The 15,758-nt window shown below is 34.6% G+C and carries 14 protein-coding genes; 3 read left to right on the top strand and 11 right to left on the bottom strand.

The window, feature by feature from the left end:
* Positions 1-28: 28 nt before the first annotated feature.
* From ACYQZV_RS06835 to ACYQZV_RS06795, 9 genes are read right to left on the bottom strand one after another with little or no spacing between them, the layout of a single operon-like run.
* Positions 29-601, bottom strand: coding sequence for an SCO family protein (locus tag ACYQZV_RS06835; RefSeq protein ID WP_459894266.1), 573 nt, complete (start codon positions 599-601; stop codon positions 29-31).
* A gap of 18 nt (positions 602-619) precedes the next feature.
* Positions 620-2,380, bottom strand: coding sequence for a penicillin-binding protein 2 (gene mrdA, locus ACYQZV_RS06830; RefSeq protein WP_459894263.1), 1,761 nt, complete (start codon positions 2,378-2,380; stop codon positions 620-622).
* Entirely contained in the window at positions 2,377-2,820 is a 444-nt protein-coding gene (locus ACYQZV_RS06825) for a hypothetical protein (RefSeq protein WP_459894260.1), read from the bottom strand. The genes mrdA and ACYQZV_RS06825 overlap by 4 nt, the downstream gene beginning before the upstream one ends.
* The gene (locus ACYQZV_RS06820; RefSeq protein WP_459894258.1) at positions 2,817-3,557 is read right to left on the bottom strand and encodes a rod shape-determining protein MreC; all 741 of its coding nucleotides are present in this window, start codon (positions 3,555-3,557) and stop codon (positions 2,817-2,819) included. Before ACYQZV_RS06820 ends, ACYQZV_RS06825 begins: the two co-directional genes overlap by 4 nt.
* 41 nt (positions 3,558-3,598) lie before the next feature.
* A complete protein-coding gene (locus tag ACYQZV_RS06815) occupies positions 3,599-4,609 on the bottom strand; it encodes a rod shape-determining protein (protein ID WP_459894255.1) in 1,011 nt (336 codons plus the stop codon).
* A gap of 14 nt (positions 4,610-4,623) precedes the next feature.
* Positions 4,624-5,595: an ADP-ribosylglycohydrolase family protein gene (locus tag ACYQZV_RS06810; RefSeq protein ID WP_459894253.1), complete on the bottom strand. Its 972-nt coding sequence runs from the start codon at positions 5,593-5,595 to the stop codon at positions 4,624-4,626.
* Positions 5,592-6,170: an imidazoleglycerol-phosphate dehydratase HisB gene (gene hisB / locus ACYQZV_RS06805; protein ID WP_459894251.1), complete on the bottom strand. Its 579-nt coding sequence runs from the start codon at positions 6,168-6,170 to the stop codon at positions 5,592-5,594. Before hisB ends, ACYQZV_RS06810 begins: the two co-directional genes overlap by 4 nt.
* A complete protein-coding gene (serS, locus tag ACYQZV_RS06800) occupies positions 6,167-7,432 on the bottom strand; it encodes a serine--tRNA ligase (RefSeq protein WP_459894249.1) in 1,266 nt (421 codons plus the stop codon). The genes hisB and serS overlap by 4 nt, the downstream gene beginning before the upstream one ends.
* Positions 7,429-9,747: a DNA gyrase/topoisomerase IV subunit A gene (locus ACYQZV_RS06795; protein ID WP_459894247.1), complete on the bottom strand. Its 2,319-nt coding sequence runs from the start codon at positions 9,745-9,747 to the stop codon at positions 7,429-7,431. The genes serS and ACYQZV_RS06795 overlap by 4 nt, the downstream gene beginning before the upstream one ends.
* A 521-nt stretch (positions 9,748-10,268) precedes the next feature.
* On the opposite strand from ACYQZV_RS06795, the gene gatB reads away from it, so the two are divergent.
* From gatB to galE, 3 genes are read left to right on the top strand one after another with little or no spacing between them, the layout of a single operon-like run.
* A complete protein-coding gene (gatB, locus tag ACYQZV_RS06790) occupies positions 10,269-11,669 on the top strand; it encodes an Asp-tRNA(Asn)/Glu-tRNA(Gln) amidotransferase subunit GatB (RefSeq protein WP_459894245.1) in 1,401 nt (466 codons plus the stop codon).
* Positions 11,666-12,109 carry a ribose 5-phosphate isomerase B gene (rpiB, locus tag ACYQZV_RS06785; protein WP_459894243.1) on the top strand — a complete coding sequence of 148 codons (444 nt, stop codon included), beginning with the start codon at positions 11,666-11,668 and terminating at the stop codon, positions 12,107-12,109. Before gatB ends, rpiB begins: the two co-directional genes overlap by 4 nt.
* 3 nt (positions 12,110-12,112) lie before the next feature.
* On the top strand, positions 12,113-13,084 hold the full coding sequence (gene galE / locus ACYQZV_RS06780; RefSeq protein ID WP_459894241.1) for a UDP-glucose 4-epimerase GalE: 972 nt from the start codon (positions 12,113-12,115) through the stop codon (positions 13,082-13,084).
* Here the strand turns inward: galE and ACYQZV_RS06775 are convergent.
* Complete coding sequence (locus tag ACYQZV_RS06775; protein WP_459894239.1) at positions 13,081-13,962, bottom strand: DMT family transporter; 882 nt, start codon at positions 13,960-13,962, stop codon at positions 13,081-13,083. The two genes, galE and ACYQZV_RS06775, sit on opposite strands and share 4 nt — an antisense overlap.
* Positions 13,962-15,755: a flagellin N-terminal helical domain-containing protein gene (locus ACYQZV_RS06770; RefSeq protein ID WP_459894237.1), complete on the bottom strand. Its 1,794-nt coding sequence runs from the start codon at positions 15,753-15,755 to the stop codon at positions 13,962-13,964. The genes ACYQZV_RS06775 and ACYQZV_RS06770 overlap by 1 nt, the downstream gene beginning before the upstream one ends.
* Positions 15,756-15,758 lie beyond the last annotated feature (3 nt).

Raw genomic sequence — 15,758 nt, 5'->3', positions numbered from 1 at the left:
AGATATATCGGCTAAAAAATCAAGTATTTTAGTTTTTACTTGTTAACAGTTTTTTTATATAGGATGCCATGTAAGCTGGATTTTGATCTTTATCAAAAAATATAGTTTTTAGGCTTTTATTGTAAATTACATATATATTGTCGGTGTGGTCTATAAGATAACCTTCCGTTTTTGAAGGTACTATTTTATAAACTACACCGTAATTGTCGGCCACTTTCTTTATGTAGTTTGGGTTTCCGGATAAACCGCTGAAATTTTTGTTGAAGAACTTAGCGTATTCGTTAGCTATACTTGGTGTATCTCTTTTGGGGTCTAAGGTTATAAACAGTACTTTTACATATTTTCTATCGCTTCCAAGCATATCATACATAGAAGACAATCTGTGCAACACCGTAGGGCATACATCTGGACAGTGGGTATATCCAAAATAAATGAGAATGACTTTATATCTTTTTTCGTAATCTTTTAAAGAAACTTGTTTATCTTTTGACAACAGCTTAAAATTGAACGGCCTTCCTTTTATATCTATGTTTTGTGGCTTTTCACAAGAAAAAAGCAATATACTAAAAATACTTACAAAAATTAACGTTAATTTACGCACAAAAATATTATAACATAACTAGTTGATTTCTCTATTTATACCTTTCATATATATTTGCTCTAATATTCTTTTCACTATTGGGGCTGCTGTAAGATTGCCTTCTATACCGTGCTCTACTATGACACCTACTACGTATTTTGGGTCTCTATAGGGAGCAAATCCTACAAACCAAGCATCTGGTTGATATTTCCATGGACTGTTTGGTCCTACATGCTTTCCGAACACCACCTGAGCTGTACCTGTTTTACCTGCTATGTCTACAATGGTAGAGAACGCATTTGTACCGGTACCTCTTAAAACCACTTCTCTTAACCCCTTCTTGACTATAGAATAATCTTCTAACGGCGCTTTTACATATCTGTATACTTTTCTGCTGTTTTTAAATATAACTTTACCGTCTGCTGTTTTTATTTCTTTTAAAAGCGTGGGTTGATATATGACACCGTTGTTTGCTATACCTTCCATCATAGTTACTTGCTGAAGAAGCGTTACTAGTACATATCCTTGCCCTATGCTCATATTTACAGTATCACCTTCATACCAAGGCTGATGAAATTTGCGTAGTTTCCAGCTTTTGGTGGGCAAAAAACCAGGCGAGTTGTATAGTTCAAAAGGTATACTGGAACCATAACCAAAATCTCTTTCTATATCGTATATTCTTTTTTGTCCAAGTTTCATACCAAGTTGGTAAAAGAATGTATCACAAGAGTTTTGAATAGCTTGGTCTATAGTTTGGTATCCAGTATCGTATCTAATCCAATTGTAAAAGATATGGTTACCCACTTTTATATATCCAGAACAATCAAGAGTGGAAGATGGGGTTATGACACCGTACTTTAACGCTGCTATAGCGATAGGGACTTTAAAGACAGAACCTGGTGGATATATAGCTTCGGTAGCTCTGTTTAAAAATGGTCTTAAAGGGTTGTTTATAATTTTATTCCAATCTTTATATATGTCGTTTGGATTATATTCTGGGAAACTGTCTAAAGCCAATATTTCTCCGTTGTGGGCATTCATCACAATAACAGCTCCTACTTTTTGCCCAGAATCTAGAAATACTTTGTGTACTATATTTTGAATTTGAGCATTTATAGTAAGTACTACGGTGTCACCTTGTACTGGAGGTTTTTTGTCTATGGTATATAACTCTTTTCCTAGAGCGTTTACCATTATTTTTTTATAGCCTAACGTGCCTATAAGGTATTTGTTAAATCTTTTTTCAATGCCTGCTTTTCCTACCAAACTTTGAGGGCCTATATTATATTTTTTAAGCTCTTTGGCGGAGGGTAACCCTACGTATCCTATTATGTGAGCGTATTCTTCACCGTATGGATATACTCTTTTTGGTACTATGCCCACAAAAATACCAGGAAATTTGTATGAGTTTGTATAAAATGTTTCTAATTGTTCTGTATTTAGATTGTCCATTATTTTTATAGGGGTTATAGAGTTTTTGTTGGCTTTTACTATATTGGTTATATCTATGCCAAACAGCCTTTTAAATCTTTCTATTTCTTTTTTTAAATGTTTGTTTTCAGATATTTCTTGGGGATCTATGTATAAGTCATAAGTGGGGATATCGTAAGCAAGTTTTATACCATCAGAACTTTCTATGGCTCCTCTTGGTGGATATAGCAGTTGAAGTCTAGTGTAGTTTTGTTTTGATTCTTCGTAATATTTTTGTCCTTCTATCACCTGAAGATAAAACAATCTTGCGCCTACTACTATATAAGCGATTAATATTAAAAGCCCAAAAACTAAATAATTTTTTTTCATTTTTTATTAAACATGTTTAAAGCTAAAAATATTAGGCAATCTATTAAAACTGCCACAGCAAAACTTATAAAACCAATGTGTATATAACTATACTTTATATAAAGTATACCAACGTTAGTTATTTTTACAAGTATATCGAAAATGAAAAAAGCAGGCAGCTTTAGATAATCATCTTCAAAGTCTATAGTATAGCTGAATAAAAACCTCGCTAAAATTGTATAAAAAGTATAGCTAAAGGTAAATATACCAAAGGTGTTTACACTCAAATCCATTAAAACCCCAAGTAAAAAAGCCTTTAACGGGGTGTAAGGATTTTCTATATTTAGGAATATTAATGGTAAAAAAGCTTCTGGAAAAGGATACGTTCCGCCTCCCTCTAGTAAGAAAAATTCTAATATGAAAAGCGCTATAAAAGATAACAGAAAATACTTTTTATTCATTTTTGATCGCCTACAACCACAACAAAATCATATATATTAGGATTTGCCAATGGTTCAACGCTTACATTCAAGAAAAATAAATTTTTAGCTCTTTTTACGCTTTTAACCTTTCCAACTAGCAAATAAGGTATTTCTTGGTTTTTTAGGCTTCTAAAATAAATTAAATCACCAACATTTATATTGTCTATTGAACTTGCATTTATAATTTTCCCATTGGGATATCCTCCCTTGTAAATATATGTATCACCGGTGGCATAGTCATATACAAGTGCATGAAACTTTTTGTTATATACTGTCATCACATAAGCGGCGTTTTTATATGTTTTAGATACTATACCAACAAAATATCCATTTGAGGAGACTATATCACCTTCTTTTATATCACCGTTGTTTTCTATCTCTATAAAACTTTTTTTACCTGATAAATCATAGCCTATTACTTTTGACACATATATATTGGGATTTGCACTTGGATTTATGAAAGATAAGCTGTTTGATATGTAGTATAGTTGCCTCGACTCATTTTGGCATTTTGCTAATTCATTTTTGAAAGTTTCGTAATAAGCGAGCTTCTTTTTTAGCAAAATATTTTCTTTTTGCGTGTTTAATAGCTCCAAGTAGTTAGACAACAAGTCTTTACTAAAAGCATAAATACTTAACCTATAACTATTTATATAGTTTAAAGGATTGTATTTTATTAGTATGTAGCTTGTTTGTGTGGGAATAAATATGGACAATAAAGAAATAATAAGCAAAAATAGATATAGAAGGTTGAGCCTCATGCAAAAGATACTTTCTTTAGAAGCTCTATATCATCTACTACCTTACCAACACCTCTTGCAACAGCTCTTAATGGGTCTTCGCAATAATAGGTTTTTATACCTAAATCTTTGGTAAGCTTGTTGTGTAAATTCCTAAGTAAAGAACCTCCTCCTGCTAACACTATACCTCTTTCTACTATATCTGCGGCTAATTCTGGAGGTGTTTTTTCCAAAGTGGTTTTCACAGCGCTTACTATAGCATTTAACGTATCTTCCAAAGCCTCGTATATTTGAGTAGAATCCACAACGATAGACCTTGGAAGCCCAGTGGCGTCTCTTCCTCTTACTTCCATTTCTTTGTTTTCCGTTGGATATATAGCTGAGCCTAGTTCTAACTTTATCTTTTCTGCAGTTTGCTCTCCTATAAGCATGCTAAACTTTCTTTTTATATATTCGGTGATAGCTTCGTTCATTTCATCTCCAGCTATTTTTAGAGAATGGGATATAACTATGCCAGACAAAGATATAACTGCTATATCGGTAGTACCGCCACCTATATCTACCACCATGTTGCCTACGGGTTCAGAAATTGGTAAATCTGCTCCGATAGCCGCTGCCATGGGTTCTGCTATGAGATAAACTTCTCTGGCTCCTGCTGATTTGGCTGCATCTATAACCGCCCTTTCTTCTACAGGTGTTACGCCGGATGGGACTCCTACCACTACTCTTGGCTTTGGTTTTAAGATACCCTTACCAAGTGTTTTTTTTATAAAATGAGATATCATTACCTGCGTAATCTCAAAATCTGTTATAACTCCATCTCTTAAGGGTCTTACAGCTTTTATATAATCAGGAGTTTTACCAAGCATTTCTTTGGCTTCTGCTCCTACTGCTAAAACTTTATGTTTTCTAGAGTCTATAGCCACTATAGACGGTTCTTCTAAGACAATACCCTTTCCTGGTACGAAGACCAAACTGTTGGCTGTTCCTAAGTCAATACCTATTGCACTGTTCATGAATCCAAACATATAAATATTTTATCTTATTTTTGATATATTTTTTTTACCAAGTTGTAAATGCTATCAGCTAGATTTATGTAATGGTCTTTGTTTTCCAAATTTGATATTAGTTCTTCTGGCAAAAACCCATATCCATGATAGGCTCCTATCAAAGCCCCGGTGATAAATCCTATAGCGTCCGTATCGCCTCCAAATTCCCAATATGAGTTTATAGCGTTTATAAAAGCTTCGAAAGGATATTCTATACCTTCTGATAGAAAATAGTATAGAGAAAGCCCGAAACTTTCAAGTACATAGCTTCCGTTTCCTATGGATAGTATAGCTTTTTCTTTGGAATACCCGTCTTCTAATGCATCTATTATAACATCTATTGTCTTTTTTGTATTTTGACTGCTGACTTTTGAGCTTAAAATATGCAATAGCTCTATCCTATTTTCTATAGTATCAAACATTTCATCGTTGTTTATGGCTTTTACAAGAAAAGCGTTGAATAAAATAGCTGCGTCTAACGCCTCAGGGCTTCTGTGGGTTAGAGCTGTTACCAATTTTGCAGCCTCTTCTGACAACTCTTCATTATCAAAATGAAGCATGGAAACAGCTATTACTCTTAATATCCCTTCTACCGAAGAAAACCTAAAGCCTTCGGTAACGTTGTTTGATAAATTGTATATGGCTTTTAATATAAAAGGGTCTGGGTATCTATGAATATTTTCACTAAAAGCCCAAGACTTTAACTTGTCAAAGTAATTGTATATATCTAGCTTTTTAGATTCTACTATGGATTCTAGCAAAAGTCTTGCTATTGTAGTTTCATCGGATGTTTCGTGTGGGGCTTGAAAAAAGGCCGGCGAGCTAGGATGGGGTTCTACAAAAGTAGTTATTGGTAAATCTCTATAAAAATCTTCCACTTGGTATATATCAAGCTCTTCAAAAGACTTACCTATGGCATCTCCTATAGCAGAGCCTAGGACAATGCCTCTAAACTTTTCTTTCATAGAAGACCTTTGGTAGAAAGTATTCCCTTATCGTGTTTTGATATGGCTTGCCTTACGCTAAAAGCCAAAGACTTAACAGCACACTCTGCTATATGGTGTAGTATATGTCCTTCTAATACTTTTATATGAATTGTAGCTTTTGCTTCTAGAGCAAAACCTTTTATAAACTCCCATATTAGCTCAAAATCAAACTCTGTAATCTTCCCTCTTAAATCTTTTCGGTCGTAATAAAAAAGTCCTCTTCCAGAAAAATCAAGGGAGCAAAGCACTAAAGCCTCATCCATAGGAAGTATTGCAAAACCATATCTATTTATACCAGATTTATCTCCAAGTGCTTTTAGCATAGCCTGTCCTAAGGCTATACCCACGTCTTCCACAAGATGATGATAAGATACATCTATATCCCCTTCGGCTTTTAATTTTATATCTATGAAGCTATGTTTTGAAAAGCTTTCAATCATATGGTTTAAAAATCCCACTGGTGTTTCTATTTGATAAACCCCAGACCCATCCAAATCTATTTCTATGTCAATCGTAGTTTCCTTTGTTTGTCTAAAAATGTGTGCTTTTCTCATATATACTCTTCCTTTATATAGTCTCTTAAAACTTTTGGTACTCTTATCTTGTTGTCTTTTGTTTGGTAATTTTCCATAATAGCCACCAAAGTTCTACCAACTGCTAAAGAGGAGCCGTTTAACGTATGCACAAATCTATTTTTACCAGTTTTGTCTTTAAATCTTATATTTGCCCTTCTAGCTTGAAAATCTTCACAGTTTGAACAAGAAGAGATTTCTCTATACTTGTTTTGAGACGGTATCCATACTTCTATATCGTAGGTTTTAGAAGCGGAAAAGCCTATGTCTCCTGAGCAAAGCACCACTACCCTGTATGGAAGTTCTAAAAGCTGTAATATCTCTTCTGCATTTGACAATAGTTTTTCAAGCTCTTCATAAGAGTTATCAGGGTGTGTTATTTTTACAAGCTCTACTTTGTCAAATTGATGTTGTCTTATAAGCCCTTTTATATCCTTACCGTGAGAACCAGCCTCTCTTCTATAGCAAGGTGTGTAGGCGGTAAGATTTATGGGTAAATCGCTTTCCTGAAGTATGGTATCTCTATAAGTATTTACAAGAGAAACCTCTGCTGTAGGTATTAAATATAGTTCATCATCTTTTATATAATAAAGCTCCTCTTGAAATTTTGGCAACTGTCCCGTTCCAATCAAGGCTTCTTCTTTTACAAGATGTGGTACTATCATCTCTTTATAGCCATTTTTTGTGTTTATATCAAGCATAAAATTTATAAGAGCTCTTTCTAACTTAGCCAATGGACCCTTCAATATGCTAAACCTACTACCTGACATAGCACTAGCTTGGTCAAAATCTATTAGGTCTCTTAGTACACCAAGCTCTGAGTGGTCTTTTATTTCAAAATCAAACCTTGGTAATTCTCCCCATCTTTTTATCTCTACGTTGTCTTTTTCATCTTTGCCGTATGGTACACTATCGTGCAAAAGATTGGGTATCCTAAGAAGTAAATCTTCTATATATTTTTCTATACGACGAAGCTCGTCTTCTAGCTCTGCTATATCGTTTTTTAAATTCTTTATCTCTTCTTCTAACTCTTCTGTGTCTATACCTTGCTTTTTTAAAATGCCTATCTCTTTGCTTTTAGAGTTCCTTAAAGCTCTCAAATCTTCTAACTTTTTTATCTTTTGCCTTTTTTCTTCATCTAGCTTTAGTATATCGTCTATCCTATCTTTTAAAAAGATATCTCTTTTTGCTAGGTTTTCTTTGACAAAATCAGGATTCTTTCTTATAAGTTCAATATTTATCATAGCCTTACCACCCTATAAACTTTATCATCTTTTAATTCAATTATTTTTTCTTCTGGTACATTTATGCCAGCTGGTACTTTTATCTTTTGTATTAGGCTTTTAATATCAAACCTCATATGAGAACCGTTTAGAGTGGATATCAATATATCAAAATTTTCATCGTCACTCAAAAATAGAAAGTCTCTAATGTTTAAAGTTTTTTGTTTTAATACATTTACACCCTGAGATGTTCTTGATTTGCTTGGAATATCTTCTAACTTTATCTTCTTTGCATAACCTTCCTCTGTTATTAAAAGCCCAAAATCTTTGCTTTCTAACGCTTTTACAACTATAGCATCATCTTTATCGTTTAATTTTATGCACTGTAGAGCTTTGGAGCTAGATGTAGAAGCTGCAACATCTTGAGTTTGTATTCTATTTATATAGCCTTTTTTCGTGATAATAAGTATCTCATCTTCGTCTTGAGAGCCACTTATGTAAACTACTTCTTCATTTTCTGATAGCTTTACAATTTGAAAGCCTTGGGTTTTGTATTCAAATTCCACCAAAGGTATTTTTTTAATACAGCCTTTGTTTGTCAAAAGTAAAAGCCTAGAGTTGTATTGCTCTCTTACAAATACCCCCACAGCATATTCATCTGTATCTTTCATATGCACTACGCTTCCAGAGAGTGCCTCAGAGCCAGCTGTCCAGTAAACCCTTCCCTTGTTTGATACTATAAAAAGCCCCTCTGTGAATTTTAACCTTGCTATATTTATTATGGGAGATTTTTCTTCTTTTTCTAAGAGTTCGCTATCAAGAAGCTCTAAAGGTTTTACGAAACCGTTCTTGGTTATGAAGACGTCTACGTAGGTATCTTCTTTAACCATACCTTCTATAAAGGTTTTTCTAGGATCTTTAAAACGCTCCGCCAGTTCTTTGGTTTCGTTTATAAATATATTTATCCTTTCTTGTTTGTTTTCTAGTATGTTTTTATACTTTTTGATATTTTCTATAAGTTCATCGTGTTCTTTTTGAAGTTTTGAAGTTTCTAAAGATGTTAACCTTTGCAGCCTCAAATCAAGAATAGCCTGAGCTTGCTTTTCTGTCAAGGACCATCCTTTTGTAAGCCTTTCTTTGGCGTCTTGAGTATCCTCTGAAGCTCTTATGGTTTCTATCACTTTGTCAATGTCTTTTATGCAAATCAAAAGCCCTTCTACTATGTGAAGTCTTTCTTCGGCTTTTCTTAGGAAAAACTCTGTTCTTCTATAAATTACGTTTAGTCTATGTTTGAAAAACTCCGTTAAAATATCTTTTAAATTTAAAAGCTTTGGTTCAAGACCTACTAAAGCCACCATGTTTATAGGAAAGTTTTTACGTAGCGGTGTATTTTTGTATAGCTTTTTTAATACAGCATCCCCTTTTGCATCTCTTTTTAATTCTATTACTATTCTTACTCCTTCCTTATCAGATTCGTCTCTTAAATCAGATATTTCTTTTAGTTTGCCAGATCTTGCCAACTCCGCTATTTTTTTTATAAGTTCTGCTTTGTTTACCATGTAAGGAATCTCGGTTATTATTATTTGCTCTTTTCCAGAGCTTGTTTTTTCTACCCTTGCTTTTGCTTGTATTGTAACTTGTCCTCTTCCGGTTTTATAAACTTCTGGCGATACTTCCCCTACTATGATACCACCGGTTGGAAAATCTGGGCCTTTTATATATTGCATCAACTCTTCAATAGTAATGTCTTGATTTTGAGCTAGAGCTATCAATGCATCGCAAACTTCTTTTAGATTATGAGGAGGAATAGAAGTGGCAAGACCTACTGCTATTCCAGTAGTGCCATTGCAAAGCAAGTTTGGCATTTTTGCGGGCAATACTTGAGGTTCCATCACACTTTCGTCAAAGTTTGGTATAAAATCAACGGTATCGTTTTCTATATCTTCTAAAAGGCTCAAAGTGATTTTAGCAAGCTTTGCTTCTGTATACCTCATGGCTGCTGGGGGGTCTCCATCTATAGAGCCAAAGTTTCCTTGCCCTATGACAAGAGGGTATCTTAAGTTAAAATCTTGTGCCATTCTTACAAGTGCGTCGTATATAGCTTGGTCTCCATGCGGATGATATCTTCCCATGGTATCACCCACTATACGAGCGCATTTTTTGAAGGGTTTGTCTGGGGTGAGGTCCATCTCATACATTGCATATAGTATTCTTCTTTGAACTGGTTTTAACCCATCTCTTACATCGGGTATAGCTCTACCCACTATAACGGACATCGCATAGTCAAGGTAAGATTGTTTAGCTTCTTCTTCTATAGGTATTTCCAATATTTCCATAAATAAAATTTTATCATATAAAAAGCCTTAAACTGTTAAAACTTTTTGTATAAGTTCACATACACTATGGACACTTACCTTTGTTAAAATTTTCTATAAACCAATAAATGAAGGAGGTAAGCTTTTATGGTTAAAAGTTTAGGAAGAACTTACATAACATTAGAAAGAAGGTGACAAGTCTGCCACGCTCCACAAGTCTGCCACGGCTCACAAGTATGTCACGATTCACAAGTCTGCCACGGTTTATTGATTACCTTAATACTCTATTAAAGAAATGCCTAGAAAAATATAACTTTGTAAGACCTCACTGTGCTTTTTAGTATACAGATCTTCTAGAGAAGTAGCTACAAGTATACCACAGTCTACAAGTATACCACGACCTATGGCGATAAAGTTTATGAGATTGGAGTAACAGTATGAAAATTTGGTATAATTTTTTTGGTGTAAGTGTTGGCGCGCGGCATGCTTATCAAGATATACTGAACTCATACTTATAAACTTTGTGCTATAATGTTAAAATTATGGAATTTGAAGCTGTAATAGGATTAGAAGTGCATGTACACATGGATACCAAAACAAAGATGTTTTGTTCTTGCAAAATAGAATACGATGCCCCACCAAACACAAACGTTTGCCCAGTATGTATGGCATTGCCAGGTAGCCTTCCAGTTATTAACAAAAGAGCCGTGGAGTATGGTATAAGGACATCGTTAGCTTTAAACTGTACTATAAATCTTACATCCATCCTTGCAAGAAAGCATTACTTTTATCCGGATTTACCTAAAGGTTATCAAATATCTCAATACGAAAAACCTTTAGCTGAACATGGTTTTGTGCTTTTAGAAAATAAAAGAGTAAGAATAAGAAGGCTTCATTTAGAAGAAGACGCTGGTAAAAACAACCACTATGAAAATAGCTCTTTGGTGGATTTAAATAGAGCAGGTACTCCTCTCATGGAGATAGTAACTGAGCCAGATATAAACTCGAGCGAAGAAGCAAAAGAGTTTTTAGAAAAACTACGAGCTATAGTAAGATACGCCGGTGTTTCAAAAGCAGATATGGAAAAAGGTCAATTAAGATGCGATGTAAACGTATCTTTAAGACCAAAAGGTTCCCAGGAGCTTGGTACCAGAGTAGAGGTAAAGAATGTAAACTCTTTTAAATTTGTTCAAAAAGCCATAGAATACGAGATAGAACGTCAAAAAGCTATTCTTTTAGAAGGAAAGTCCGTAGAGCAAGAAACAAGGGGCTTTGATCCTCAAAGCGGTAAAACGTTTGTTATGAGAACAAAAGAAGAGGCAGAAGACTACAGATATTTTAAAGACCCAGACTTGCTTCCTCTTATCGTAAGCGAAGAGCTTTTGAAAAATATAAAAGATAATATGCCAGAGCTTCCAGATGAGCGCATAGAAAGATTTATAAGGGATTATGGACTTTCAAGGTACGAGGCTTCAGTGCTTACAAATCTTAAGGAACTTGGAGACTTTTTCCAAGAAGCTACAAAATACACCAAAGAATATAAATCTCTTAGCAATTGGCTTTTAAACGATGTACTTGGATTTATGAATGAAAACCAGCTAGAAGAAATTCCTACAACACCAGAGCATCTTGCTAAGCTTGTAGAACTCATCAAAAAAGATGTGATATCTACTAAAATAGCTAAGGAAGTCATAAAAGATATGCTTTTAACAAAGAAAGACCCAGATATCATCATAGAAGAAAAAGGCCTAAAGCAAATATCAAACGAAGATGAAATAAAAGCGGTGGTGATAAGTGTCCTTGAAAAGTATCCTCAAGAAAGAGAAAGGTTAAAAAACGGTGAAGAAAAGCTTATAGGATTTTTAGTGGGTGAAGTTATGAAGCTTACTAAAGGTAAAGCAAATCCAAAACTTGTAAACAAACTCATAAGAGAGTGTTTATGAAAATAGCTATAGGTTCAGACCACGCTGGTTTTGATTTAAAAGAAGCTTTAAAAGAATATTTAATATCAAAAGGCCATGAACTAATAGACTGTGGCACTCATTCTAAAGAATCCACAGATTATCCTATATATGCTAAAGAAGTGGCTCTTCATGTTAAAAACCAAAAAGCTGATAGGGGCATACTAATATGCGGCAGTGGTCTTGGTATGTCTATAAGTGCAAACAAGATAAAAGGTATAAGAGCAGCCCTTTGCCTAAATGAGTATATGGCAAGGATGAGTGTAAAAGACAACAATGCAAACATTTTATGCCTTGGTGGTAGGGTAATAGGGGTTGAATTGGCAAAGTCTATAGTGGACGCTTGGTTTGAAGCTCATTTTGAAGGTGGACGTCACGAAAGAAGATTAAGGATCATAGCATCTTTTGAGGAAGAATGTTGATAAATGAAAAAAATAGTTATAACGGGCGGAGCTGGATACATAGGCTCTCATATGTTAAAAGAAGCCATTAAAAGAGGATACGATGTACTGGTGATAGACAACCTATCCACTGGTCATGAAGAGTTTATAAAAGGTGGCAAGTTTTTAAAAGCTGATATACAAAGCGAAGAAGCTTTTAGAGCCATTGAGGAGTTTAAACCAGATGTTATAGTTCATTTTGCAGCTTATATAGCTGTGGAAGAATCCGTACAAAATCCTATAAAGTATTACGAAAACAATTTTTGCAACAGTTTAAAGCTTTTAGAATACGCTGTAAAATCAGGGGTGAGAAATTTTATTTTTTCATCAACAGCGGCAGTTTACGGTATAAAATCTGATAAGCCTGTAAAAGAAACAGACTCTATAGAACCCATTAACCCTTACGGTCAAGCTAAGGCAAATTTTGAAAAAGCTTTAGAAGATGTGTCTAAAGTTAGCGATTTGAAATATGTGATACTTAGATACTTTAATGTGGCTGGAGCAGACCCAGATGGAGAACTTGGCCAAATTTCCAAAAAACCAACACATCTTATATTAAGAGCTTTAAAAGCTGCGAAAGGTGAAATAAAAGATTTTGGTATATACGGCACTAATTATAATACAAAAGATGGCACTTGCATAAGAGATTACATACATGTATCAGACCTTGTGGATGCTCATTTTGAGGCTATGAAATATCTTGAAGAAGGTGCTGATTCAGATATTTTTAACTGCGGTTACGGAAAAGGGCTTAGTGTAAAAGAGATAGTTGATATAGTGAAAAAGGTAACAGGGGTTGATTTTCCAGTGTATAATTACGACAGAAGACCAGGGGACCCGCCTGTTCTTATTGCAAACGTTGATAAGATAAAAAGCACTCTTGGTTGGAAGCCAAAATACGACGACCCTTATTTTATAGTAAAAACCGCTTGGGAATGGGAGAAAAAGCAGAGCTAACGTTGGCTTTTTCTTATATGGTCCAATGTGTTTATTAAAAGCCCCAAAACTATAAAGAAAGAACCGAGTATCTCATAAACATCCATTTTCTCTTTTAATATAATCATAGAAGCTATCATTCCAATCACAGGTGTAATTAGCATTGTAAGTCCCATAAAACCAGAGGGAAGCCTTTTGATGGCATAACTCCAGATAACCCATGCCAAAGCGTTTGCTAAAATCGCATTGTATGCTATACCAAATAATAGAAGATAAGATAACTTTATATAAAACTTTTCAAACATTACCGCAAAAAATAAAATTCCGACACTACCTATTAGCATTTGCCAAGCGTTTAACGACACTATATCTAGTGTTAAACTGCGATATTTTTTCTGCCATATTACTGCAAAAGCCCAAGAGATGCCGCTCAAAATAGCTAGTGCGTCCCCTAAAAAACCTTTACCTGTTATAGTGTTCCAGGGTTCTAAAACTAAAAAAAGTCCTGTGAAAGCTACTACGTTGCTTACTATTTCTCTTTTATCTGGTATTTCTTTTAAGATTTTCCAGGAGAATAGCACCAACCAAAAAGGCATTGAATAAACTAATATCGCTGTTTTACCAGCTTTTGCAAATTTAAGAGCCAATATAGTAAGTCCCACAAAACCCGTAGTTTGTAAAAGCCCTAATATGCTTACATATTTAATGTGTTTTAATTTGAGGCTTTTATTGTTAAAAGCCAATATACCAAAGAGTAAAAAAGAGCCTAAAATGCTTCTAAAAAAAGCAAAGTAAAGCTCTGGCATATAGTGGATTGATTGTTTCATTAAAACCCAGTTGTAACCCCATATAAAAGATAGCAATATCAACGATAAAAGTGCTTTTTTGTCTATGTCCATTAAATATATTTTAGGATAGTGAGGTTTTTCTGATTTGCTATCAAATCCATTAAAGATTGATATGCTAACTGATATTGAGAATAATCTGTCAATACATTTGCTACGTTGGCATCTTGGTAATTGGCAAGTTCATTTGTAGCTACAGTAGTGGTGTTTGTTAGGATGTTGTTTTGGGTTTGTATATTTTGAATATAGCTTCCTACCTGGGCGTTGGCATAAGATATTTGGTCTATAGCTCTTTGTACATTAAATATATAACTACCATTTGGTATTTGGCTTGTATTAAATTGAGAGAATGCACCATTTACTATGTCTGTAGCTGTAAGAGATTGAGAAGCCAGCATAGAGCTTATCTCTAAGCTATAAGTACCGTTTTGATTTTTAACAAAATCTGCGTAAGCAGCACCGCTTGAGGATAAATTGATGAGATTTGCTACATCTATTAGGCTCATATTGGCAGTATAGTCTATCGGTATGGTGCTAGAGCTTATTCTTATTTCCAATGTTCCATTTACTCCAATTGGCGCAGTAAGACTGTTAAAGGATTGGGAAGAGATTACCATATTTGCCCCAAGCTCATTGTCTATGGTTGGAAGACCCAAGCTTAACCTATCGGCAGCTTGCTTTAATACAGAAAAGACACTTTCTTGTTTAAAAGAAGAAGATACGTATTGGTTTAAATCTACTATATTTAAAGGTTTGGCTACGTCTTTACCTGCTATCTCTAAAGAAAATGTGGAATTTGAGTTTTGTCTTATAAAAGCTTGCAACGTACCGCTAAATACGTTGTTTATGTAGTTTGATAATTCCAAGAGATTAGAGGGTGTCTGGTCTAACGTGTAAAGTGAGTTGCTATCCACTAAAGAATAGGTGGCTGATAGGTTGTTTGTGGATGGCGATATTTCTATACCATAGGTATTATCTATGTTGTGTAGTATAGAAGCCTTAAAATTTCCACCAGTAGATGTAGATATTTTATTTAGTAAAGTAGCCAATGTATCGGTACTCGAATACGAGATATTGTAAATATTTGTGGAAGATGCTGTTACCATGCTTAGGGAGATAGTACCAGATATTCCTAAATTGGAATTCGTAGAAGATAGTCCGGCGTTCCAATCCCATTCGTACGGCGTATTGTTGTAATTTATCTGATATACATTGGTACCATAGTGTATTATGAGTTCTCCTGCTCCTGAAAAGCTTTGTGTGTAAGAGTTGTATGAGGTAGAGGTGGTTTGTATATTTAGACCAAAGACGTTTTGACCGTTTAGATACGTGGGCACTTGGTAAGAGTTTGAAATCTGCGTGTAGTAATCTGTTGTTGAGGCTTGATAAGAAAAGCTAGGGCTAAAAGGTTGAATAGACAATGAAGAACCACCAAATAAATAATCGTTTCCAAATTTCTCGTTTGCTTTTGATAAAGTGAGCTCTAACACAGAATAGATGCTTTGACCCATATTTATTAGTTGAGTTGAATTGTAAGCGGCTTCGTTTGCTGCTGCTACAACGTTTGTATTTACTGTTTGAAGATAATCGTAGAGGTTTCCTAATATAGATGTTGTAGTAGTTAGTGCGTTGCTAGCAGAAAAAGCATTCTGTGAATATGTTGATAAAAGCACTATCTCTTTTTTTAAATTTATAACTTGCTGGGTGTCTCCGGGATTTTCGCTTATATTTAACAGTTTATATCCTGTGGAAGCTTCTTCTATTGTATCTTGAAGGTTGTTGAGTACCACGTTGTCTTGGGATTTGTAAAAGTTATAAAGGCTTAAATCTGGTATAGCTCCTGCCATAGC

It is taken from the genome of Hydrogenobaculum acidophilum (genome assembly GCF_054656715.1).
This window is presented reverse-complemented; position numbering and strand designations above follow the sequence as displayed.

What these genes read in the sequence shown, in the direction of transcription:
- mrdA (WP_459894263.1), bottom strand. Translation starts at nt 2,380, where the DNA reads ATGAAAAAAAATTATTTAGTTTTTGGGCTTTTAATATTAATCGCTTAT.
- ACYQZV_RS06825 (WP_459894260.1), bottom strand. Translation starts at nt 2,820, where the DNA reads ATGAATAAAAAGTATTTTCTGTTATCTTTTATAGCGCTTTTCATATTA.
- ACYQZV_RS06815 (WP_459894255.1), bottom strand. Translation starts at nt 4,609, where the DNA reads ATGTTTGGATTCATGAACAGTGCAATAGGTATTGACTTAGGAACAGCC.
- ACYQZV_RS06810 (WP_459894253.1), bottom strand. Translation starts at nt 5,595, where the DNA reads ATGAAAGAAAAGTTTAGAGGCATTGTCCTAGGCTCTGCTATAGGAGAT.
- hisB (WP_459894251.1), bottom strand. Translation starts at nt 6,170, where the DNA reads ATGAGAAAAGCACACATTTTTAGACAAACAAAGGAAACTACGATTGAC.
- serS (WP_459894249.1), bottom strand. Translation starts at nt 7,432, where the DNA reads ATGATAAATATTGAACTTATAAGAAAGAATCCTGATTTTGTCAAAGAA.
- ACYQZV_RS06795 (WP_459894247.1), bottom strand. Translation starts at nt 9,747, where the DNA reads ATGGAAATATTGGAAATACCTATAGAAGAAGAAGCTAAACAATCTTAC.
- gatB (WP_459894245.1), top strand. Translation starts at nt 10,269, where the DNA reads ATGGAATTTGAAGCTGTAATAGGATTAGAAGTGCATGTACACATGGAT.
- rpiB (WP_459894243.1), top strand. Translation starts at nt 11,666, where the DNA reads ATGAAAATAGCTATAGGTTCAGACCACGCTGGTTTTGATTTAAAAGAA.
- galE (WP_459894241.1), top strand. Translation starts at nt 12,113, where the DNA reads ATGAAAAAAATAGTTATAACGGGCGGAGCTGGATACATAGGCTCTCAT.
- ACYQZV_RS06775 (WP_459894239.1), bottom strand. Translation starts at nt 13,962, where the DNA reads ATGGACATAGACAAAAAAGCACTTTTATCGTTGATATTGCTATCTTTT.
- ACYQZV_RS06770 (WP_459894237.1), bottom strand. Translation starts at nt 15,755, where the DNA reads ATGGCAGGAGCTATACCAGATTTAAGCCTTTATAACTTTTACAAATCC.